Here is a 22,508-nt window from a genome sequence, read left to right on the forward strand (position 1 = left end):
CCGCCATGCTCTGGTCGTTGTTGAAGATCCTCGTTTTCGTCGCGATTATCGCGCTTCTGGCATTTGGCGCGGGTCTGCTGATGGAAACTGCCGGCGGGGTGCAGATCACCGTAGCCGGCACTGAATACACTCTGGGTGCGCTGCAATCGGTGATTGCGCTGGGCGTACTGGTCTTTGGAGTCTGGCTGTTCCTCAAGCTGCTGTCGCTTCTGGTTGCCACGCTGCATTTTTTGAATGGTGATGAAACCGCCTTGTCACGGTATTGGGACAAGGGGCGCGAGCGCAAAGGCTATCAGGCGCTGGCCGATGGTCTGATGGCGCTGGCCTCCGGCGAGGGGCGTTTGGCGCTGGCCAAGGCGGCGCGGGCCGAGAAATACCTGCAAAAGCCGGATCTGACCGATCTGCTGGTGGCACAGGCCGCAGAGATGAGCGGCGACACTCGCAAAGCTGCCGAAGCCTATAAGCGGCTGCTGTCGAACCAGCCGACCCGCTTTGTCGGTGTGCGCGGGATCATGAAACAGAAGCTGTCCGAAGGCGACACGGAAACAGCTCTCCAGCTGGCCGAGAAAGCACTGGCGCTGCGTCCGAAACATGAGGAAGTGCAGGATACGCTTTTGCGTCTGCAAGCCCAGGCCGAGGATTGGGCCGGTGCCCGCAAGACACTGTCCACCAAGCTCAAGACCGGCACCCTGCCGCGCGACGTGTTCAAGCGCCGCGACGCGGTGCTGGCGCTGTCGGCCTCCAAGGGGATTCTGGACGAAGGCGCGACGGTCGAGCAGCAGGAGCAGGCAATCGAGGCCAACCGCTTGTCGCCGGATCTGGTGCCGGCCGCGGCAATGGCCGCCCGCGCCTATATCGCCAAGGGCAAGAAACGCCCGGCGGCCCGGCTGCTGAAAAAGACCTGGGAAAGCCAGCCGCACCCCGATCTGGCCCATGCTTTTGCAGAGATCGAACCGGAGGAAAGCGCTGCAGAGCGCGTCAAACGCTTTGACCAGCTGGCCCGGCTCAAACCGCAGGATGACGAGACCCGGCTGATGATGGCCGAGTTGAACATTGTCGCCGAAGACTTCCCCGAAGCCCGCCGCTGGCTGAATGATCTGGCCGAGCGTGCACCCGACGCCCGCGGGTTGACGCTGATGGCTGCGATCGAGCGCGGCGAAGGGGCCGGTGACAAGGTTGTGCAGGGCTGGCTGGCCAAGGCGCTGACTTCTCCGCGCGGGCCGCAATGGGTCTGTGATAGCTGCAACCATATTCACGCGGAATGGGCGCCGGTTTGCGAGCATTGCGCCAGCTTTGACACCCTGTCCTGGAAGCGGCCGGAAACGCCGGAAGTTGCCAGTCTTGCAGCAGCACATATGCTGCCGCTGATCATTGGTGCTCCGGAAGAAAAGGTCTCGGAGGCGGTGGAAGAGGCTGAGGTTCTGGAATCCAGTCAGGAACCAGTGTCAGAGGCTCAGGAGCAGATCAAAGAGCCCAATTGAGACAGCATATATAGCAAGGAATGGCGGGATTTCCTGCCGTTCCTTTAGCTCTCAGAGATGTGCGGCCATCAGCCTGCAGAAGCAAGCAAACCCGAGGATAGGGCGAGTGCCGGGCTGGAGGCGAAGTGCATTTTTCGGGGAATGGTGCCCAGGAGAGGACTCGAACCTCCACGTCCTTACGAACACTAGCACCTGAAGCTAGCGCGTCTACCAATTCCGCCACCTGGGCAGGTGTCGTGGGACCGGCGTATAAGCGGAGTCGCAGGCAGCGTCAAACGAAAATGGACCGGCCTGCCTGGCAAAACCCGGACTTCAATAATCACGACCGTATATTGCACAAGTTAAGACGAGTTGGCCGTGGAATTTCGGACCAGTGCCTAAGGCGGATCGGCTTGTGAGCAAGGCCATCATGATGACAAGAAACATACACAGTATGAGGCCTGGCCCTGGTTGTTGAAGGGGCTTGTCATCAGTCGGCCAAGGTAGGTGTGTGACGTCTGTATTGGTTAGATTACAATGCGGCACGTGTATCCTTCCCACGTCGCGAACATGGATTGCTAGTTCCTATACCAAGGTGCTGGAGAAGTGTTGCCCATGTACGTTGCGAAGGAGTTCCCATGTTCCGGGGCAGGCATCGTTGCCCTAGGTCAACGGGGGTATGGAATATGGAGGGGGTGGTGCCGGTGATAGGACTCGAACCTACGACCCCATCATTACGAATGACGTGCTCTACCAGCTGAGCTACACCGGCGCTGTTTTCTGCCTGTAGCGGAAAACGGTGCTGCCCGTTTAAACGCTGCTCGAATACCCCGCAAGTGGGGATCCTGCGGGTTTTTCTGGTTTTCTCCGTGCAGCGCAGGTAGTGCTGGGCAGCTCGCCAAACCGGTCGCGGTAGAGCTGGGAAAACCGGCCTAAGTGAGAAAAGCCGCAGTCATAAGCAATGCTGCTGACCGGCGTTTCAGGAGGCCGGGACAACAGCAGATAGCGAGCCAGATCCAGCCGCAAATCGCGCAGATACGCCACCGGCGTCAAACCAAAGGTTCGACGAAATCCGGTTTGCAGGCTGCGGATACTGCATCCTGCCGCGGCGGCTATTTCTAAAACAGTTACAGGATCTCCTGCATGCGTGTGAATAAAGTCCCGTGCACGGCGGATCTGATGGCTGCTGCCGGCTGCTGTCCGCGGTGACAGAAGATGGCAGATGTTGCTTTGCTGATAGGTCAGGAAGCCCAGGATCAGCTGCTCTTCGATCAAGCTTTGCTGCAGGCGGCTCCAGGTGCCGAACCCTGCCTGCGCGTCGGTGGCGTGGACACAGGCGGCAAATTGACGTGCCCAACGGTGCAAAGGCCCTTTTGATACGGGAACGGCAGTGTTGAAAATCACGGCTTCGGCCAGTGTAAGCCCGGCAGCGCGTTCCGCGATTTCATGCAAAGCTTTCCGGTCGATCTGCATAAGCAGCATCCGGCAATCGGCATGCCAGGTCATCCGGGTGGCCCGTGTCGGGTTCAGCACAGTGGCAACGCGGCAATCCGACTCCTCGGTTTCTGCTCCGTTGGCCACATGCGCATGGCCGTTGACCGGTACCTGCACCAGATAGAAATCCTGCAGCTCACCGGGGTCGATCTGCACCGTGGATCCATAGCTGAGGTAATTTAGAGAAAGGTGCTGTCCGCAGACGTGGTTGTGGCGGGTACCAAAGCCGCGGGCCTGCCCTGCTGGTTCCAGCCGGTGATCGCAGAATTTTTGCGCAACAAGCGAGCGGGCCTCATCAATGTCGCGGCTGTGGAATTGCCGCCACGCGCTCAAGGGCTCGCGCCTGGTTGATGCCTGTTGTGTGGTCATTGACGCAGCCTAACACGGTTGCCGGGTCAGGCAATCATGGCAGGCTGCGCTATTTTGCGCATTTTGGATAATCCATTTGTGGAGCCGCCCCTAGGCTGCTGGGAGGAAAAAAATGGGAGGAAAGCATGGCATTGGATCGGGGAATTACCAAGGCGGCCGAGGGGCTGGAGGGTCTGTCCTGGAACGTAGTTGGCCACACATACACGCCCAAGCTGCACAGCGAAAACGCATTTATCTGGCACGCACTGATCCCGGATGGCACATTTGTGCCGCCGCATATTCACCCCGCGCAGGATGAGTGGATCACCCTGTTAGAGGGCGCGCTGGAGGTGGAATTCGGCGGTGATGTTTTCCGGGCCGGGCCGGGCGACACTGTGCGGATGCCGATGGGTGTGGCGCATGGCATCTTTAACCGTTCGGGCGCGGCGGCCTCTTGTGTTTTTGGGGTAGCTCCGTCGCGCAAGCTGTTTGATTTGTTTTGTGCGCTGGACGGCGTGACCGACCCGGAAGAACTGGTGCGGATTTCGGCGCTGCATGAGGTCGACTTCCTGCCGCCCCCGGCGGAATGAGGGAGCGGAACATGGTAAAGCGCAAAACGGTTGCCGTGATCGGCGGCGGAATAAGCGGTCTGGCGGCAGCCAAGGCCTTTGCGGAAAAGGGGCATCAGGTTCTGGGGTTTGAACGCAGCCATGACCTGGGGGGAGTATGGGAGCCATCGCGCTCCTATCCTGGGGTGCAGACGCAATCGCCCAAGGAACTTTATTGCTATACCGACCACCCGATGCCGCAGGAGTACCCTGAATGGCCCAAGGGACCGCAGGTGCATGCCTATCTGCATTCTTACGCTCACAAGCACGACCTGCACCGGCATTTTCATTTGAACGCCGCTGTTCAGGAGATGGACCGGCGCCCGGACGGGCAGCCGGGCTGGCGGCTGGTGGTCAAGACGGACGGCGAAACCCGCGTGCAGGACGTGGATTTCGCTGTCGTCTGCACAGGCCAGTTTTCAGAGAAAAACATCCTCAGCCATCCCGGGCAGGAAGATTTTACGGCGCAAGGCGGGGAAGTTATGCATTCCTCAGAGTACCTCGACCCAGGCCATGCGCGCGGTAAGCGGGTTGTGGTGCTGGGCGGCTCAAAGTCCGCCACCGATGTGGCGGTGAATGCAGTGCAGAATGGTGCGCGGCAGGTGCATCTGGTCTACCGGCAGAATGTCTGGCGGATTCCGTATTTCGTCGGCGGCATCAATTTCAAGAAGCTGCTTTATATGCGGGCCCAAGAGGCACAGTTCAACGGTTGGGGCCGCAGCTGGCTGCACAAGGCAATCTATAGCCTGGCAAAACCGTTGATCTGGGTCAATTTCCGCGCGTTAGAGACGCTTTTGAAGCTGCAGCTGGGGTTGAAGAAGTGGGATATGGTGCCCGATATGCCCATCGAACAGGATGTATCCTGTTCGGTTCCGATTGTGACGCCGGGTCTGTTCGAAGGATTGAAAAGCGGCTCGATCATTCCGCGGCGCACAACGATTTCGCGGTATGAGGGCGATGAGGCAGTACTGGAAAACGGCGATAGAATCGGCGCTGACCTGGTGATCTCGGCAGTGGGCTGGAAGCTGGGCATCCCCTATCTGGCCCAGCGGCATCTGGACAAGCTGATCGAGGCTGATGGCCAGTACCGGACCTACCGGCTGTCCGTGAACCCGGACCTGCCGGAGATGGGATTTGTCGGTTTTAACTCCAGCTTTTGCACAATTCTATCGGCGGAGTTGGTGGCGAATTGGCTGGTCCGCTTTGCCGACGGCAAGCTGGAGAAGCAGCCCTCGCGGGCAGAGATGGAGGACAACATCCAAATGATGCTTGATTGGCGCCGCAAGGAACGGCCTGCCGCGCAGATCTATGGCGGACTGTGCTCGGCACCGTTCCATTTCAAGCATTTTGACGAGCTGCTGATGGATATGGGGGCGGCACAGTGGAAGCGTTCCAACCCGTTGGTTGAGCAATTTGCACCGCCGGATGCCGGCGCTTATGGCCGGTTTCTGGCGACGGCCCCGCAATACACGGCGGCCTGAAATCTGCCCTTGTGCCTGCCGGAAACGGCGGGCGCATTCACGCTTCAGCATATGCCTGTCTGAAGCTGGGAAGTGCAGAATTTTTCGGAGAATGGTGCCCAGGAGAGGACTCGAACCTCCACGTCCTTACGAACACTAGCACCTGAAGCTAGCGCGTCTACCAATTCCGCCACCTGGGCAGGTGTCGTGAGACCGGCGTATAAGGTGCTTCGTTGGGGGCGTCAAACAGAAAACCGCCGAACATCCAACCTAAGCTGGAATGCCGATCCAGACCGCCCTATCGACGTGTGAGAAAGTCCATCTTAAATGCCACATGAGTCAGGAATCTTACCCAGGCCTGCTGTGTTTCGCTGTTCCAGTCCGGGCCCAGCGTGTCGGCAAGGGCACTGGTGAAACTGCTTATGAAACCATGGAAATGGGCATCTGATACTTCAAGTTTGCGATGCTTTTCACCTTGCTGTTGCAAGATCGAATCCAACCGGCCGGAGTCATCCAGCGCTTCGGCGATATGGGTCAGCGAGGCCAGCAGTTTTCCCTCTTGCTGGGTCAGATCTTCATGAAACAGGCTCCGGATATCGGGGCAGACGGCAAAGAAATTTCCGTAGAATGCCGGCACAAAGGCTTCGATGTTCATCCGCTCGCTTTCAAAGCTTTGCCGGATCAACTTTTTGTCCTGTTCACTAACCATCAAGACTGACCTCCTGAACACGTGCAGATACTGATGTTACCGCTGCATCACCCCATGCTAGTGTTGGAGGGTTGAAAGCGGGGTTAACCAATCCGCCCAATTCACCGCAAGCTGTTAACGGCTCTTGCAGTTTCTGCCGCCATTGCAGCCGCAGCCCCGGTTTTGCGCCTTGTTTGGCGCCCCTTGCGGCGCTAGAGCTTAGGGGCAGCTAAGTTCAGGAGCCAAATGATGTCCAAACTGGTCACGATCTATGGCGGATCCGGTTTCGTGGGCCGCTACATTGCGCGGCGCATGGCCAAGGAAGGCTGGCGGGTACGGGTGGCCGTGCGCCGTCCCAACGAAGCCATGCATGTGAAGCCCTACGGCGTTCCGGGCCAGGTTGAACCGGTGTTCTGCAATATCCGCGATGATATGTCTGTTGCTGCGGTGATGCAGGGCGCAGATGCAGTTGTGAATTGCGTAGGTGTATTGAACGAACTCGGTAAAAACTCGTTTGGCGCCATCCATGCGGAAGGCGCAGGCCGTATTGCCCGCATCGCGTCGCAGCAGGGGGTGGCCAGCCTGGTGCATATCTCGGCGATTGGCGCCGATGCGGACGGTCCCAGCGAATATGCCAAAACCAAAGCCGCTGGAGAAGCCGCGGTGCTGCAAAGCTTTCCCGGTGCGGTGATTTTGCGCCCGTCGGTAATCTTCGGGACCGAGGACGGCTTCTTTAACCGCTTTGCCGGCATGACCCGGTTGTCGCCGATGTTGCCGATCGCTGCGGGGAGCATCGAATTCCAGCCGGTGTTTGCCGATGATGTGGCCAGGGCCGCGGTCATGGGGGCATTGGGCCAGGCCGAGCCCGGCATTTACGAACTTGGCGGTCCTGAAGTGAAAAGCTTCCGGGCGCTTATGGTGCAGATGCTTGAGGTGATTCACCGGCGCCGCCTGATACTGTCGCTGCCGCGCCCTGCCGCTTGGCTGGTGGCCTTCGGGTTCGACATGCTGCAGGCGGCCAGTTTTCAGATGATTGAGAACAAAGTGCTGACACGCGACCAGCTGCGGAGCTTGAAGGCGGACAATGTGGTGTCCGAGGGCGCCAAGGGTTTCGGTGATTTGGGTATCAGCCCGGTGACTGTGGGTTCGGTGTTGCCGGATTACCTGTGGAAATTCCGCCCCTCCGGCCAGTATGACGAGATGACGAACTCGGCCCGGAATCTGCGCAACGGCGCCTGATATTGTTACCGGTTTAAGGATTAGTAAGCGCGGGGATCTCCCCGCGTTTTTGATTCCAGGGTCAGCTGCCGTAGGCGATGGCCAGCAGGACAACACCCAGAATCACCCGGTAGATCACATAAGGCGTAAAGCTGACCGAGCGCAGCATCCGCATCATCAGACTAAGTGCGGCCAGCGCCGCCACCATCGCCAGCACCGCGGCAATGCCCGCATCGCGTATCAGAGCGGTGTTGGCCTCCAGTGCCACCTCGGTTCCCAGCAGCACACCTGAGGCGATGATGGTCGGGATCGACATCAGCATGGCAATGCGGGCGCCGTCCTCGCGGGTATAGCCCAGCTGCCGCGCACCAGTGATGGTGATGCCCGAGCGCGAGGTGCCTGGGATCAGCGCCAGCATCTGCCACAGCCCCATGACCAGCGCATCGCGGACGCCCCAGTCGCCAGCCTGTTTTACTTCGGCGCCTTTCTGGTCGGCCCAGTACAGCACCAACCCGAAGCCCAGCATGGTCCAGCCGATTACTGTCATTGATCGCAGCGCATCGCTGAGGCCGGTGAAATGCAGCACAGCCCCGAACAGGACTGTGGGAATGGTGGCGATGATCAGACCCAAGGCGAGTTTGGATCCCGGCGTATCCGTACGGCCGGTCAGGGCACGAGGCAGGCCGCCAAGCCCCTCACGCACGTCGCTCCAGAAGTAGATCATCACTGCCGCCAGGGTGCCTATATGCACAGCGACGTCGATCACCTGGCCTTGATCCTCCAGACCGGTCAATCCGGGAAGTAGAATCAGGTGGCCGGAGGAGGAAACTGGCAGGAATTCGGTGATGCCTTGGATCAACGCAATCAGGATCAGCTGAAAAAGCGGCATGCTGAAATCATCCTTCGCTGGCCGCGGATGGGCCGTAAACTGTCGCGACTCTGTATAAATCCCGGCTCTGGATTGGAAAGCGGATATTCAGGTCCGGTTCGGGCCTAATAATCCTGTACATTTCCGTGAAACACGGTATCAGAATTCAAGAGCTGGCTAAATAGGTCAGCAATATTGACATAAAGCGTACCCGTACCCGAAAAGGTGCCAGCGCAGCCAGACAAACGATGGAGTCCAGCCCGTGGCCAAGCAACCGATGCTGAAATTCGTGCAGATCGAACGCGACATGCCTCAAAAGCGTGACGCAAGTGTGCGCAAGGAAGACTTCAATGAGATTTACGCGGAGTATGCCGCAGTAAAGGCGGAAGAGCAGGCCAGCCGCTGCAGCCAATGCGGTGTGCCCTATTGCCAGAGCCACTGCCCGCTGCACAACAACATCCCCGACTGGCTGCACCTGACCGCAACCGGCCGTCTGGAAGAAGCCTACCAGACCTCGCAGGCCACCAACACCTTCCCGGAAATCTGCGGCCGCATTTGCCCGCAGGACCGCCTGTGCGAAGGCAACTGTGTGATCGAGCAGTCGGGCCATGGCACCGTGACCATCGGGTCGGTCGAGAAATACATCACCGACACCGCCTGGGAAAACGGCTGGGTGAAGCCCAATGTACCGCTGGCTGAGCGCAGTGAAAGCGTTGGCATCATTGGCGGCGGCCCCGGCGGGCTGGCCGCGGCGGATATGCTGCGCAAGGCTGGTATCCAGGTGACCGTCTACGACCGCTATGACCGCGCCGGCGGGTTGCTGATGTACGGCATTCCCAGCTTCAAGCTTGAAAAAGACGTGGTAGAGCGCCGCAATAAATTGCTGGCCGATGGCGGTGTGACCTTCGTGCTGAACTGCAACGTGGGCGAAGACATTTCGTTTGAAGAGATCCGCGCCAAACATAATGCGGTGATCATCGCCACTGGCGTTTATAAATCGCGTGACCTGGCGATGCCGGGCAGCGGTGCAGAAGGCATCGTCAAGGCAATCGACTTCCTGTGCGCGTCGAACAAGAAGAGTTTTGGCGACGAAGTTGCTGAGTTCGACAACGGCGACCTGAATGCAGCGGGCAAGAAGGTTGTGGTGATCGGCGGCGGCGACACCGCGATGGACTGCGTGCGGACCTCGATCCGCCAGGGTGCGACTTCGGTCAAATGCCTCTACCGCCGTGACCGTGCCAATATGCCGGGCTCGCAGCGCGAGACCCAGAACGCCGAGGAAGAAGGTGTGGTGTTTGAATGGCTATCGGCGCCCAAGGGTTTCACCGACGAGGGCGGCAAAGTCGCCGGCGTGATGGTTCAGAAGATGCGCCTGGGCCAGCCGGATGCCTCGGGACGCCAGGCGCCGGAAGTGATCGAAGGCGCGGACTACGTTGAGGAGGCTGACCTGGTGATCAAGGCCTTGGGTTTTGAGCCGGAAGAGCTGCCCGTGCTGTGGAACCAGCCGGAGCTGCCGGTGACCCGCTGGGGCACCGTCAAGGCGGCGTTCAAGACCGGCGCTACCGAGCTGGGCGGCGTCTATGCAGTGGGTGACATCGTGCGTGGCGCGTCGCTGGTGGTCTGGGCGATCAAGGACGGCCGCGATTGCGCGGAAGCGATCCTGGAGAACTTCAACAGCAAGGCCGCGGTGGCGGCGGAATAACCCGGCACCCCCTGTACATCGTCTGTGCACCCCTTGTGCACCGGCGGAGCAGCGACAAGCCGCAGCAAGGTCAGCATTGCTGACCCAGCCAGCAGAAGGAAGATGGACATGAGCGAATTGCAGGGACAATGCATGTGCGGTGCGGTGACTGTCACCGCCACGCCCGCGCGCGCCTCCATTTCCGCCTGCCACTGCGAGATGTGCCAGCGCTGGGCCAGCGGCCCGTTCCTGAGCTTTCAGGCGGCCAGCGGTTACGCCGCGCTGGGTCCGGTGCAGACCTATGAGTCCTCGGGCTGGGCTGAGCGGGCGTTCTGCGGCAAATGCGGATCGGCGCTGTGGTACCGGATGACCGCAGGAGAACATAAGGGCCAGACGCAGATGTCGGCTGGCCTGTTTGAAAACGCAGGCGGCAATGAATTGCGCCTGGAACTTTACATCGACAAAAAGCCAGCGGGCTACGTTTTCGACAGCAGCAGCCGGAAGCTGACCGGCGCTGACGTGATCGACATGTTTGCCCCCTCCGTAGAAGGAACCAGCCAATGACCAAATATGATGCCGATTGGGTGCGCGCCGAAGAAACCAAGCGCAAGTGGATGGCTGAAAACGGCCTGTATTCCGAGGAGGAAGAGCATTCCTCTTGCGGTGTGGGACTGGTGGTCTCCGTTGACGGCAAGAAAAGCCGCAGGGTGGTTGAGGCCGGCATCGATGCGCTGAAGGCGATCTGGCACCGCGGCGCGGTGGATGCCGATGGCAAGACCGGCGATGGCGCCGGTATCCATGTGCAGATCCCGGTTCCGTTCTTTTACGACCAGATCCGCCGCACCGGCCACGAGCCGCGCCAGGATGAGCTGATGGCGGTGGGCCAGGTGTTTCTGCCGCGCACCGATTTCGGCGCCCAGGAACGCTGCCGGACCATCATGGAAACCGAAGTTCTGCGCATGGGGTATTCCATCTATGGCTGGCGTCATGTGCCTGTGGACGTGACCTGCCTGGGTGAAAAGGCCAACGCGACCCGCCCCGAGATCGAGCAGATCCTGATCTCCAACGCCAAGGGCGTGGACGAGGAAACCTTTGAGCGCGAGCTGTATGTGATCCGCCGCCGGGTTGAGAAGGCGGCCAATGCCGCAGCGATTTCGGGCCTGTATATTGCCTCGCTGTCCTGCCGGTCGATCATCTACAAGGGCATGATGCTGGCCGAGCAGGTGGCGGTATTCTACCCCGACCTGATGGATGCGCGGTTCGAGAGCGCCTTTGCGATCTATCACCAGCGCTATTCCACCAACACCTTCCCGCAGTGGTGGCTGGCGCAGCCATTCCGGATGCTGGCCCATAACGGTGAGATCAACACGCTGAAGGGCAACCTGAACTGGATGAAGAGCCATGAAATCCGCATGGCGTCGGCGACCTTTGGCGACCATGCCGAAGACATCAAGCCGATCGTGCCGGGCGGCGCGTCGGACTCGGCGGCTCTGGATGGTGTGTTCGAAGTTCTGGTGCGTGCGGGCCGGTCGGCGCCGATGGCAAAAACCATGCTGGTGCCGGAAAGCTGGTCCAAGCAGGCGGTGGAGCTGCCGCAGGCCTGGCGCGACATGTATTCCTACTGCAACTCGGTGATGGAACCCTGGGACGGACCCGCAGCACTGGCGATGACCGATGGCCGCTGGGTCTGTGCCGGCCTGGACCGCAACGGTCTGCGCCCGATGCGCTATGTGGTGACCGGCGACGGGCTGGTGATTGCCGGCTCCGAAGCAGGCATGGTTCCGATCGACGAGGCAAACGTGGTCGAGAAGGGCGCGCTGGGTCCGGGCCAGATGCTGGCTGTCGACATGCAGAAGGGCAAGCTGTTCAACGACCAGCAGATCAAGGACAAACTATCCCGTGCGCTGCCGTTCGGCGATTGGGTCAAGCGGATTAACGATCTGGACACTACCCTGGCCAGCGCCACTGAGCAGCCGCTGTTCACCGGCGAAGAGCTGCGCCGCCGTCAGGTTGCCGCCGGCTATACCATCGAGGAGCTGGAGCAGATCCTGGCGCCGATGGCCGAGGACGGCAAGGAATCGCTGGCCTCGATGGGCGATGATACGCCGTCTGCGGTGCTGTCGAAGATGTACCGCCCGCTAAGCCACTTCTTCCGCCAGAACTTCAGCCAGGTGACCAACCCGCCGATCGACAGTTTGCGTGAATTCCGGGTGATGTCGCTGAAGACCCGCTTCGGCAACCTCAAGAACGTGCTGGACGAAGACAGCAGCCAGACCGAGATCATTGTGCTGGAGAGCCCCTTTGTCGGCAACGCCCAGTGGGACAAGCTGGTGGACCAGCTGAACGCGCCGCTGGCCGAGATCGACTGTTCCTTTGCGCCGGGCCGCGGGTCGCTGAGTGCAGCATTGGAGCGGATCCGGGCCGAGGCCGAAGAAGCCGTGCGCTCGGGCGCCGGCCATATCGTGCTGACCGACCAGTTTTCAGGCGCGGGCAAGGTGGCGATGCCGATGATCCTGGCGACCTCTGCCGTGCATTCGCATCTGACCCGCAAGGGGCTGCGTACCTTCTGTTCGCTGAATGTGCGGTCAGCTGAGTGCATTGACCCGCATTATTTTGCGGTGCTGATCGGCTGCGGTGCAACCGTGGTGAACGCCTATCTGGCCGAGGATTCGCTGGCTGACCGGATTGACCGCGGTCTGCTGGACGGCTCGCTGACCGAAAACGTTGCGCGTTACCGTGAAGCCATTGACCAGGGTCTGTTGAAGATCATGGCCAAGATGGGGATTTCGGTGGTGTCATCTTATCGCGGCGGTCTGAATTTTGAAGCCGTGGGCCTGTCGCGCGCCATGTGCGCCGAGTATTTCCCGGGCATGACCTCGCGCATTTCCGGCATCGGTGTGACCGGCATTCAGACCAAGGCGGAGGAGATCCACGCCAAGGCCTGGACCTCAGCCGAAGGCGTGCTGCCGATCGGTGGTTTCTACAAGGCGCGCAAGTCGGGTGAGACCCACGCCTGGGAAGCGACCTCGATGCATATGATGCAAATGGCCTGCAACAGAGCCTCATTCGAGCTGTGGAAACAGTATTCGGCCAAAATGCAGTCGAACCCGCCGATCCACCTGCGCGACTTGTTGCACATCAAACCGCTGGGCAATGCCGTACCGATTGAGGAGGTGGAATCGATCACCTCGATCCGCAAGCGGTTCGTGACACCTGGCATGTCGCTGGGGGCGCTGTCGCCCGAAGCGCATAAGACGCTGAACGTGGCGATGAACCGGATTGGCGCCAAGTCGGATTCGGGCGAGGGCGGCGAAGATCCGGCGCACTTCGTGCCGGAGCCGAACGGCGATAACCCCTCTGCGAAAATCAAACAGGTGGCGTCGGGCCGGTTCGGCGTGACCGCGGAATACCTGAACCAGTGCGAAGAGCTGGAGATCAAGGTGGCCCAGGGTGCCAAGCCCGGCGAGGGCGGCCAGCTGCCGGGGATGAAGGTCACTGACCTTATTGCCCGCCTGCGCCACTCGACCAAGGGGGTGACTCTGATCTCGCCGCCGCCGCACCACGACATCTACTCGATCGAGGATCTGGCACAGCTGATCTACGACCTGAAGCAAATCAACCCGCGCTGCAAGGTGACGGTGAAGCTGGTGGCGTCCTCTGGCGTTGGCACAATTGCCGCCGGCGTGGCCAAGGCAAAGGCGGATGTGATTCTGATCTCGGGCCACAACGGCGGCACCGGGGCGTCGCCTGCGACCTCGATCAAATATGCGGGCCTGCCGTGGGAGATGGGCCTGACCGAAGCGCATCAGGTGCTGGCGATGAACAACCTGCGCGAGCGGGTGACGCTGCGCACCGACGGCGGATTGCGCACCGGGCGCGATATCGTGATGGCGGCAATGCTGGGGGCCGAGGAATACGGCATCGGCACCGCAGCGCTGATCGCGATGGGCTGCATCATGGTGCGCCAGTGCCAGTCCAACACCTGCCCTGTGGGGGTCTGCACCCAGGACGAAGCGCTGCGCGGCAAGTTCACCGGCAATGCCGACAAGGTGGTGAACCTGATCACCTTCTATGCGCAGGAAGTGCGGGAAATCCTTGCCTCCATCGGCGCGCGTAGCCTGGATGAGGTGATCGGCCGGGCGGATCTTCTGGCGCAGGTGTCGCGCGGTTCCGCCCATCTGGACGATCTGGATCTGAACCCGTTGCTGATCACCGTCGATGGCTCGGCCAACATCGTTTACAACCGCGACAAGGACCGCAATGCAGTGCCGGATACGCTGGATGCGGAGATTGTGCGCGACGCCGCCCGCTTCCTGCAGGATGGCGAGAAGATGCAGCTGTCTTATGCGGTGCAGAACACTCACCGCACCGTGGGCACCCGCACTTCCAGCCATATCGTGCGCAACTTCGGCATGCGGAACTCGTTCCAGCCGGATCACCTGACGGTGAAGCTGCAGGGGTCGGCAGGGCAGTCGCTGGGTGCATTTGCTGCACCCGGGCTGAAGCTGGAAGTGTCGGGTGATGCCAACGATTATGTCGGCAAGGGCCTGTCGGGCGGCACCATCGTGGTGCGCCCGCCGCAGGTCAGCTCGCTGACTGCGTCTGAAAACACCATCATCGGCAATACCGTTCTGTACGGCGCCACCGACGGCTACCTGTTTGCAGCCGGCCGCGCAGGCGAGCGGTTCGGCGTGCGGAACTCGGGCGCCTCGGTTGTGATCGAGGGCTGCGGTGCCTGCGGCTGTGAATACATGACCGGCGGCGTGGCTGTGATCTTGGGCACAATCGGCGCCAACTTTGGTGCGGGCATGACCGGCGGCATGGCCTATCTTTATGATCCCGACGGCAAGGCTGAAACCATGATGAACATGGAATCGCTGGTCACCTGCCCGGTCACCGTGGCGCATTGGGAGGGTGAGCTGAAATCCCTGATCGCCCGCCATCTGGAGGAAACCGGCAGCCGCAAGGCCGCAGAGATCCTGCAGCACTGGGACATCGAAAAGGCAAACTTTCTGCAGGTCTGCCCGAAAGAGATGCTTGGCAAGCTGGCGCATCCGGTGATGCAGGAGCAGGCGGCAGTTCCGGCGGAATAAACCAAGTTAGAGGCTGGTAATTAGACCCCGCAGGCAAATGCTTGCGGGGTTTTCTTTTTGGCGGTTGGTCACCGGGGGCATGCTGGCCTATAGAGGGGCATGGCAAAGGCAGTTGCGAAAAAGAAGAAAGCCAAGAGCAGTAAGAAGGCGGTAAAGCTGAAGGTTCAGCCCCTTCGCTGGCTGCGGCGCTGGCTGTTGCGGGCGGTGCTGGCAGCGGCGGCGGGATTCGCCTTCCTCATCCTGTTGTTTTCGGTGGTGAACCCGCCGATCACTCACACCATCTGGGCAGAACAGCGCCGCTTGGGTGAGGTGGACCGGATTTGGGTGCCGCTGGAGGAGATCGCTCCGGTTCTGGCGCGCTCGGTGGTGGCCGCCGAGGATGCGCAGTTCTGCCGTCACTGGGGGTTCGATGCCCGCGCTATCCAGGCGGCGATTGAGGCAGGCGGTGCCCGCGGCGGTTCTACCATTTCGCAGCAGGTGGTCAAAAACGTGTTCCTGTGGCAAGGCCGCAGCTGGCCGCGCAAGGTGCTGGAGACGCTGCTGACTCCGGCGGTGGAGATTGTCTGGAGCAAACGGCGGATTCTTGAGGTTTACCTGAACGTCTCCGAAATGGACGAGGGCGTGTTTGGCGCCGAAGCTGCGGCACGCAAATACTTCGGTGTTGGCCCGGATCAGCTGAGTGCACGTCAGGCAGCGCTGATTGCCGCTGTGCTGCCCAATCCCAAGGACCGTTCTGCCCGCCGACCCAGCGGTTTCGTGCAGAGCCGCGCCGCACAGATTGCCGATGGGGCGGCCACCATTCGCGCAGACGGGCGGGCGGCCTGTTTCGAGGATTGAATCTTTCCTGCTGGCGGGGCATTGCTGGGCCATCCGCTGTAAGTTTTTTGGAGACCCTCTGTAGCCATGGCGCGCCTTTATCACGTTCCCCTGTCCCCGTTTTGCCGCAAGGTGCGGTTGTCACTGGCGGAAAAGAAAATTGAGGTGGAATTGGTCGAGGAGCGCTATTGGGAGCAGGATGCTGATTTCCTGCGCCGGAACCCGGCGGCAAAGATCCCGGTGATCCGCCTGGATGGCAAGATGATGGCCGAAAGCGCGGCGATCTGCGAATATCTGGAAGAAACCCGGCCTGAGCCATGCCTAATGCCCCGCGATGCCGAAGGCCGCTATGAGATGCGCCGGCTGGTCAGCTGGTTCGATGACAAATTCCACAGCGAAGTGACGTCGAAGCTGCTGTATGAGCGGGTGAACAAGAAGATCACCGGTGAGGGCTATCCTGACAGCCGCAATGTGAAAGCCGGCGCCAAGGCGATCAAATACCATCTGGATTACATGGCCTGGCTGCTGGACCACCGGCGCTGGCTGGCGGGCGATATGATGACGCTGGCGGATTTTGCCGCGGCTGCGCATCTGTCGTCGCTGGATTATATCTCGGATGTGGACTGGAACCGCTCGGCGGTGGTCAAGGACTGGTACGCCAAGATCAAGTCGCGGCCTGCTTTCCGGTCGATCCTGGCGGATCAGGTGCCGGGGTTCCGGCCGCCGCCGCATTACACTGATCTGGATTTCTGATATCAACGGGGCAAGGGGCGCTGCCCCTCTTGGGCCTTTGGCCCAATTCACCCCGGGGTATTTGGGACCAGAAAGAAGATGAGTGCAGCGCTGAAAGAACGGCTGGTGGCACAGGCACTGGCCGAGGGGTTTGTCTCCTGCCGGGTCTGCCGTCCGTGGGACGTGCCGCAGGTGCCCGGGCGCCTGCAGGCGTTTCTGGACGCCGGGTATCACGGGCAGATGGGCTGGATGGCGGAGCGCAGCCATTGGCGGGGCGACCCGGCGCTGCTGTGGCCGGATGCGCGGTCGGTGATCATGCTGGCGGAGAGTTATACGCCGGACGAGGACCCGATGGCAGTGGTGGGCCAGGCCGACCGCGGTGCGGTGTCTGTCTATGCCCGCAACAAGGATTATCACGACCTGGTCAAGAAACGGCTGAAGCGGCTGGCGCGCTGGCTGATTGCGGAGGCAGGGGAGGACTGCGAGGTCAAGGTTTTTGTTGATACCGCGCCAGTGCCTGAGAAGGCGCTGGGGATGGCGGCTGGACTGGGCTGGCAGGGAAAGCACAGCAATCTGGTGAGCCGCGATTGGGGGAATTGGGCTTTTCTAGGCTCTGTTTTCACCACAATTGAGCTGCCTGCCGATGACGCTGAGCGGGACCGCTGCGGGTCCTGCCGGGCGTGTTTGGACAGCTGTCCGACGGATGCTTTTCCGGCGCCCTATCAGGTTGATGCGCGGCGCTGCATTTCCTACCTCACCATTGAGCACAAGGGGCCGGTGGATGAAGAACTGCGCGGAAAACTGGGCAACCGGATATATGGCTGCGATGACTGTCTGGCGGCCTGCCCGTGGAACAAGTTTGCGGTTGCGGCGAGTGATATGCGCTATGCTGCGCGCGATGAGCTGAAGGCGCCAAAACTGGCGGAGCTGGCGGTTCTGGACGACGCGGCTTTCCGGGCAGTGTTTTCCGGCTCACCGATTAAGCGGATTGGGCGGGACCGGTTTGTGCGCAATGTGCTCTATGCCATCGGCAATTCCGGCCAGCCGGACCTTCGGGACGTGGCACGCGGGCTGACAGAGGACCCTGATCCGGCAGTTGCGGACGCTGCGAGATGGGCAGTTCAGCAGCTTTCGTGACGCAAACAGGATGGACGCGGCGCAAATAGGCGTTAGACCCTGTCCGGCGAACAGAAGCGGAGAGGACCGGGCATGACGCTGCTCTTGGGTGTGGATACGGGCGGAACCTATACCGATGCGGTGCTGATCCGCGACGAGAAAGAGGTAATCGCCTCGGCCAAGTCACTGACCACGCGGCAGGATCTGGCGATTGGCGTTGGCGGTGCGATCCGGGCGGTGCTGGAACAGTCGGGAGTTCAGCCGGAGGAGGTGTCGCTGGCGGCGCTGTCCACCACCTTGGCCACCAATGCGCTGGTCGAGGGCCAGGGCGGCCGTGTGGCGCTGATCTATATTGGTTTTGCCGAGAGCGATCTGGACCGGCACGGATTGAAGGATGCCTTGAAAGGGGATCCGGCGCTTGTGCTTGCCGGCGGGCACACCCATGCGGGCAGCGAGGCGGCGCCCTTGGACGTGGAGGCATTGGAGAGGTTCCTGCGCACCGAGGGTCAGGGGGTAACCGGCTTTGCGGTTGCCGGGGTTTTTGCCACCCGCAATCCGGCGCATGAGATTGTGGCGGCGCGGATCATTCACGAGATGACCGGGGCGCCTGCCACCTGTTCGCACCAGCTGTCGGCCAAGTTGAACGGGCCTAAGCGGGCGGTGACCGCGGTGCTGAACGCGCGGCTTATCGGCATGATCGACCGGTTGATCGGGCGGGCGCAGGACACGTTGCGCGATCTGGGTATCAAGGCGCCGATGATGGTTGTGCGCGGCGACGGCGCGCTGATGAGCGGCGGGCAGGCGCGGGAGCGGCCGATTGAGACCATCCTGTCCGGCCCGGCGGCCTCAATCGTCGGCGCGCGCTGGATGACCGGCGCGGATCATGCGCTGGTGAGCGACATTGGCGGCACCACAACGGATGTGGCGCTGATCAAGGACGGCAAGCCGGCGATTGATCCGGCGGGGGCCCGGGTTGGCGAATTCCGCACCATGGTCGAGGCGGTGGCGATGCGCACCACCGGCCTGGGCGGAGACAGCCAGGTGCATTTGAACACCAGCGGCCTGGCGGGCGGGCTGACCTTGGGGCCGCGCCGGGTGGTGCCGGTGTCGTTGATTGCCACGGATGCGCCTGAGGTTGTGCACGCCGCGCTGGATGAACAGCTGCGCAACAGCACAGTGGGCGAGTATGATGGCCGGTTTGTGCGGGCGGTGCCGGGGGTGCCGGTTGCGGGTCTGAGCGAGCGCGAGGCCGGGCTGCTGGGACGCATCGGGATGCAGGTGCATCCTCTGGGCCAGATACTGCGTACCCGGATGGAGCACGGCTCCTTGAACCGGCTGGTGGACCGCGGGCTGGTGCAGGTCTCTGGCGTGTCTCCCTCGGATGCGAGCCACGTTCTGGGCCGGGTGGACGCCTGGGACCGCGAGGCGGCGGAGAAAGCGCTGACACTGTTTGCCCGCCGCAGGGTTGGCAGCGGTGATATGGTGGCACAGGATGCAGGGGCGTTGGCGCAGATGATCATTGCTCAGCTGACCGAGCAAACCGCTTTGACCTTGTTAGAGTCTGCTTTTGCCGAAGAAGCGGAAAACTTTGGCCTGCCGGAGAAAGAGCTGGCCCGGCATGTGCTGCTGCAAAAGGGGCTGGCCCGGCACCGTGGCCTGTTGGCGCTTGATGCTGTGCTGAATGTGGATGTTGTCGGGCTTGGCGCCTCTGCCCCAAGCTATTACCCGGCGGTGGCGGAGCGGCTGCATTGCAATATGATCCTGCCGGAACATGCCGGTGTCGCCAATGCCATTGGTGCCGTGGTGGGCCGCGTCACTATGCGGCGCAGCGGCACCGTGACCTCGCCCGCCGAGGGCAAGTACCGGGTTCATCTGGAGAGCGGGCCGGCGGATTATCCGGAGTCCAGAGAAGCGCTGGAGGCGCTGGAGGCGGCCCTGGCGCAAGAGGCCCGCGGTGCGGCGGAAGAGGCCGGTGCCGAGGATATTCACGTGCATGTGGAGCGGGATATCCGCACAGCACAAGTGGAATCGCGGGAGGTCTTTGTTGAGGGAACGCTGACGGTTGAAGCCAGCGGACGGCCGCGGGTGGCGGCCGATTAGGCCAGCTTCAGAAATGCGGGTTTTCCATGAAAACCCGCTGCCTTCGGCGGGGATGTTTTAGGCCAGAAGAAGCGCCGGAGCCTGGAATGGCCTCGATATGAAAAGCCCCGCCGTACTGGGCGGGGCTGAGTACTGGCTTGTTAGAGCCTATTCTGCGGCGGCGTTCCGTTTCGGGAGCACCCAATCGGGACGCGCGAAATGACAGGTGTAGCCGTTGGGCAGGCGCTGCAGGTAGTCCTGGTGCTCGGGCTCGGCTTCCCAGAAATCGCCCGCGGGCTCGACTTCTGTCACCACCTTGCCGGGCCAGAGGCCGGAGGCGTTGACATCGGCGATGGTGTTCTCGGCCACGGCTTTTTGTGTTTCGTCGACGTAGTAGATGGCCGAGCGGTAGCTGGCGCCGAGGTCGTTGCCCTGGCGATTCAGTGTGGTCGGGTCGTGGATCTGGAAGAAAAGCTCCAGCATCTCCCTGAAGGAGGTGTCGGCGGGGTCGAAGGTGATCTCGATCCCTTCGGCGTGGGTGCCGTGATTGCGATAGGTAGCATTGGGCACATCACCGCCGGTGTAGCCGACGCGGGTGCTGATGACGCCGGGGCGCTTGCGGATCAGTTCCTGCATGCCCCAGAAACAGCCGCCTGCCAGGACGGCGCGTTCGGTGGTGCTCAATTCACGACCTCCACTTGGTTGATGTAGGCGCCATAGCCCTCGGCCTCCATATCGTCCAGATGGACAAAGCGCAGGGAGGCGGAGTTGATGCAATAGCGCAGGCCGCCCCGGTCCATTGGGCCATCTGGGAAGACATGGCCAAGGTGGCTGTCGCCATGAGTGGAGCGGACTTCGGTGCGGATCATTCCGAGGGTGCGGTCCTCCAGTTCCTGCACATGTGCGGTCTCAATGGGTTTGGTGAAGCTGGGCCAGCCGCAGCCGCTCTCATATTTGTCGGAGGACGCAAACAGCGGCTCGCCCGAGACAATGTCGACGTAGATGCCAGGCTTCTTGTTACTCAGCAGCTTGCCAGTGCCGGGGCGTTCTGTTCCCGCGTTCTGGGTCACATAGAACTCTTCCTCGGAGAGGGCGGCAATGGCGTCCGGATTTTTGGTGTATTTGGTCATGGTGTCCTCCCGCCTGTTTACTTGTCGCAGAACATGGGGTGTGAGGGCGCAAATGCAATGCCCTGTTACAGGCGGCTCGCAAAGCCGTGTGCGGCGGCGGGTTTGGTCAGGCGGTGAAGGCGCCGGCCAGATCTCCGGGCAGGTCGAACTCTGTCAGCACCCGGGCGCGGGCCTCAGCCGACATCTTGCGGGCGGTTCTTTCGACAATACGCTGGACCTTGTCCGCCGGGTGTTTAGCGGCAAAGGGGGCAAAATACCACTTCAGGAAGACAAAGCAGATGATGTCCTCCAGAGCCTGTACCTGATCGTGGCGCTTGATGCCTTCCTTGCGCAGCATCCTTGCGGCGGCGTTTGCATCGTCTGCGCCATAGCCTGCCTCCTGCATCAGGGCAGAGACCACCTGGGCGTGGTGTTCGGCTTCGGCTTTGCGCCAGGCGAGGTAGCCGGCGCGGCCTTCAGGATAGCTGCTGCGCTGCAGCTTCCAGCGCTCCACATGCTGGCCGCGGGCGGCGATTTTCAGCGCGTCTGAGGCATCGGGGAACAGGCGCATCTGCTGTTCGCTCATACGCTGGCCATACAGCAGCGCGGCAGGCTGGCCGTCCTCCAGGCTGGGATCCTGGGCATTGGCGGCGTCGATGGCGTCCAGAACCTGGGTCAATTGCGCGCTCATGCTGCGTCCTCCTGTTTAGTCATTGAGGGCCAGAATAATGCGGAAGCGCGGCGGGTTGCAACGGCCCGGCACGCCGTCAGGCGTGCCGGGCCCAAGGGGCAGCGACGGGCGTCAGCCCGGCTTTGCCGCGCGGGAGAGCGCCGCTGGCGGCAGGGCGGGGCGGCGGGCAAGCTGAACCGCGAGAATGCCGCCGGTGACAATGGCCACCCCCAGCACATCGAGCGGGCCCAGCTTTTCACCCAGCAGCACGCTGGCGACGGCCACGCCGAACACCGGGTTGAGGAAGTGGAAAGTGGCAGCCCGCACCGCACCGATGCGGTTCAGCAGCATAACCCAAATGAGGGTGGCCATCAGCCCCGGCACTACCGTGGTATAGGTAAAGGCCAGCGCCAGCCGCAGGGTGGGGCGGACGAAGATCTCCTCGGTCAGAGGGGCTGCTATAAACAGGATGACGGAGCCGATCAGCATCTGCAGCCCCACCACCATCATGAAATTGCCGCCTGAGGTGGCGCCGCGCAGGGACAGGGTTGCTGTGGTCAGCGCCAGCACGCCGATCACGCAGAGGAACACTCCGAACAGGTCTACCCCGGCGCCAAGCCGCGTGCCCATGATCATTGCCACGCCAAGGACGCCTGCCGCCAGCCCGGCATAGCCCAGGGGGCGCAGCCGTTCGCCGAACAGCGCCCAGCCCGCCAGCGCAACCAGCAGCGGCATGGTGGAGGCGATGATCGCGGCGAGCGAGGCCTCGATCCATTGCATGGCGACGAAATTCAAACCGAGGTACAGCGCGTTCTGGCAGATGCCGAAGATCACCGTGGCACGCCATTGGCCCGGCGTCAGCCGCCATGTCTGACCCATGGCGCGGGCGATGGCGACACCGATCAGGCCGGAAATCAAGAACCGCACGGCGAGGGAAAACAGCGGCGAGGCGTCTTGGACGATGATCCGGGCGGAGGTGAAAGCAGAGGACCACATCAAGGCAAAGGCCAGCCCCATGGCTATAGCGCGCGCATCCATTTTGAGTACCTTTCTCCCGGAGCGGACCTT

The 22,508-nt window shown here is 61.6% G+C and carries 18 protein-coding genes and 3 tRNA genes; 11 read left to right on the forward strand and 10 right to left on the reverse strand.

The annotated features are described in order from the left end of the window. Positions 1-5 precede the first annotated feature (5 nt). A complete protein-coding gene (locus K3555_RS20485; protein ID WP_260006846.1) occupies positions 6-1,481 on the forward strand; it encodes a heme biosynthesis protein HemY in 1,476 nt (491 codons plus the stop codon). 142 nt (positions 1,482-1,623) lie between these two features. Here the strand turns inward: K3555_RS20485 and K3555_RS20490 are convergent. The 3 genes from K3555_RS20490 to K3555_RS20500 all read right to left on the reverse strand — a co-directional run bounded on the left by K3555_RS20490 (position 1,624) and on the right by K3555_RS20500 (position 3,323). Next, a tRNA-Leu gene (locus K3555_RS20490) sits at positions 1,624-1,710 on the reverse strand. Between the two features lie 446 nt (positions 1,711-2,156). Beyond that, a tRNA-Thr gene (locus tag K3555_RS20495) sits at positions 2,157-2,232 on the reverse strand. A 38-nt stretch (positions 2,233-2,270) separates the two neighbouring features. Continuing rightward, on the reverse strand, positions 2,271-3,323 hold the full coding sequence (locus tag K3555_RS20500; protein ID WP_260006847.1) for an AraC family transcriptional regulator: 1,053 nt from the start codon (positions 3,321-3,323) through the stop codon (positions 2,271-2,273). A 125-nt stretch (positions 3,324-3,448) separates the two neighbouring features. Between K3555_RS20500 and K3555_RS20505 the strand changes: the two genes are divergently transcribed. Further along, on the forward strand, positions 3,449-3,892 hold the full coding sequence (locus K3555_RS20505; RefSeq protein WP_129372702.1) for a cupin domain-containing protein: 444 nt from the start codon (positions 3,449-3,451) through the stop codon (positions 3,890-3,892). Positions 3,893-3,903: 11 nt separating this feature from the next. Next, positions 3,904-5,391 carry an NAD(P)/FAD-dependent oxidoreductase gene (locus tag K3555_RS20510; RefSeq protein ID WP_260006848.1) on the forward strand — a complete coding sequence of 496 codons (1,488 nt, stop codon included), beginning with the start codon at positions 3,904-3,906 and terminating at the stop codon, positions 5,389-5,391. A 92-nt stretch (positions 5,392-5,483) separates the two neighbouring features. Here K3555_RS20510 and K3555_RS20515 read toward each other — a convergent pair. Both K3555_RS20515 and K3555_RS20520 read right to left on the reverse strand, forming a co-directional pair. After that, positions 5,484-5,570 (reverse strand) — tRNA-Leu (locus K3555_RS20515). A gap of 98 nt (positions 5,571-5,668) precedes the next feature. After that, entirely contained in the window at positions 5,669-6,079 is a 411-nt protein-coding gene (locus tag K3555_RS20520) for a globin domain-containing protein (RefSeq protein ID WP_259992707.1), read from the reverse strand. A 228-nt stretch (positions 6,080-6,307) separates the two neighbouring features. Between K3555_RS20520 and K3555_RS20525 the strand changes: the two genes are divergently transcribed. After that, complete coding sequence (locus K3555_RS20525; protein ID WP_260006849.1) at positions 6,308-7,297, forward strand: complex I NDUFA9 subunit family protein; 990 nt, start codon at positions 6,308-6,310, stop codon at positions 7,295-7,297. 61 nt (positions 7,298-7,358) lie between these two features. Here K3555_RS20525 and K3555_RS20530 read toward each other — a convergent pair whose 3' ends face one another. Then, positions 7,359-8,165, reverse strand: coding sequence for an undecaprenyl-diphosphate phosphatase (locus K3555_RS20530; protein ID WP_260006850.1), 807 nt, complete (start codon positions 8,163-8,165; stop codon positions 7,359-7,361). A 241-nt stretch (positions 8,166-8,406) separates the two neighbouring features. Between K3555_RS20530 and K3555_RS20535 the strand changes: the two genes are divergently transcribed. From K3555_RS20535 to K3555_RS20565, 7 genes are all read left to right on the forward strand, one after another. Next, entirely contained in the window at positions 8,407-9,846 is a 1,440-nt protein-coding gene (locus tag K3555_RS20535; RefSeq protein ID WP_260006851.1) for an NAD(P)-dependent oxidoreductase, read from the forward strand. Positions 9,847-9,954: 108 nt separating this feature from the next. Then, the gene (locus K3555_RS20540) at positions 9,955-10,389 is read left to right on the forward strand and encodes a GFA family protein (protein WP_260006852.1); all 435 of its coding nucleotides are present in this window, start codon (positions 9,955-9,957) and stop codon (positions 10,387-10,389) included. Then, positions 10,386-14,918, forward strand: a complete 4,533-nt coding sequence (gene gltB / locus K3555_RS20545; RefSeq protein WP_260006853.1) for a glutamate synthase large subunit — start codon at positions 10,386-10,388, stop codon at positions 14,916-14,918. The genes K3555_RS20540 and gltB overlap by 4 nt, the downstream gene beginning before the upstream one ends. 99 nt (positions 14,919-15,017) lie before the next feature. Continuing rightward, entirely contained in the window at positions 15,018-15,755 is a 738-nt protein-coding gene (gene mtgA / locus K3555_RS20550; RefSeq protein WP_260006854.1) for a monofunctional biosynthetic peptidoglycan transglycosylase, read from the forward strand. A 66-nt stretch (positions 15,756-15,821) separates the two neighbouring features. Continuing rightward, positions 15,822-16,487, forward strand: a complete 666-nt coding sequence (locus K3555_RS20555) for a glutathione S-transferase family protein (RefSeq protein ID WP_129372581.1) — start codon at positions 15,822-15,824, stop codon at positions 16,485-16,487. 78 nt (positions 16,488-16,565) lie between these two features. Next, positions 16,566-17,603: a tRNA epoxyqueuosine(34) reductase QueG gene (gene queG / locus K3555_RS20560; protein WP_260006855.1), complete on the forward strand. Its 1,038-nt coding sequence runs from the start codon at positions 16,566-16,568 to the stop codon at positions 17,601-17,603. 72 nt (positions 17,604-17,675) lie between these two features. After that, a complete protein-coding gene (locus tag K3555_RS20565; RefSeq protein WP_260006856.1) occupies positions 17,676-19,682 on the forward strand; it encodes a hydantoinase/oxoprolinase family protein in 2,007 nt (668 codons plus the stop codon). 147 nt (positions 19,683-19,829) lie between these two features. On the opposite strand, the gene msrA is transcribed toward K3555_RS20565, so the two are convergent. From msrA to K3555_RS20585, 4 genes are all read right to left on the reverse strand, one after another. Then, positions 19,830-20,345, reverse strand: coding sequence for a peptide-methionine (S)-S-oxide reductase MsrA (gene msrA / locus K3555_RS20570; RefSeq protein WP_260006858.1), 516 nt, complete (start codon positions 20,343-20,345; stop codon positions 19,830-19,832). After that, positions 20,342-20,791: a peptide-methionine (R)-S-oxide reductase MsrB gene (gene msrB / locus K3555_RS20575; RefSeq protein ID WP_260006859.1), complete on the reverse strand. Its 450-nt coding sequence runs from the start codon at positions 20,789-20,791 to the stop codon at positions 20,342-20,344. The genes msrA and msrB overlap by 4 nt, the downstream gene beginning before the upstream one ends. A gap of 106 nt (positions 20,792-20,897) precedes the next feature. Next, positions 20,898-21,461 carry a DUF4202 domain-containing protein gene (locus K3555_RS20580; protein ID WP_260006860.1) on the reverse strand — a complete coding sequence of 188 codons (564 nt, stop codon included), beginning with the start codon at positions 21,459-21,461 and terminating at the stop codon, positions 20,898-20,900. 111 nt (positions 21,462-21,572) lie between these two features. Then, on the reverse strand, positions 21,573-22,478 hold the full coding sequence (locus K3555_RS20585) for a DMT family transporter (protein ID WP_260006862.1): 906 nt from the start codon (positions 22,476-22,478) through the stop codon (positions 21,573-21,575). Positions 22,479-22,508: the final 30 nt, after the last annotated feature.

Source organism: Leisingera sp. M527 (assembly GCF_025141525.1).
Lineage (GTDB): Bacteria > Pseudomonadota > Alphaproteobacteria > Rhodobacterales > Rhodobacteraceae > Leisingera.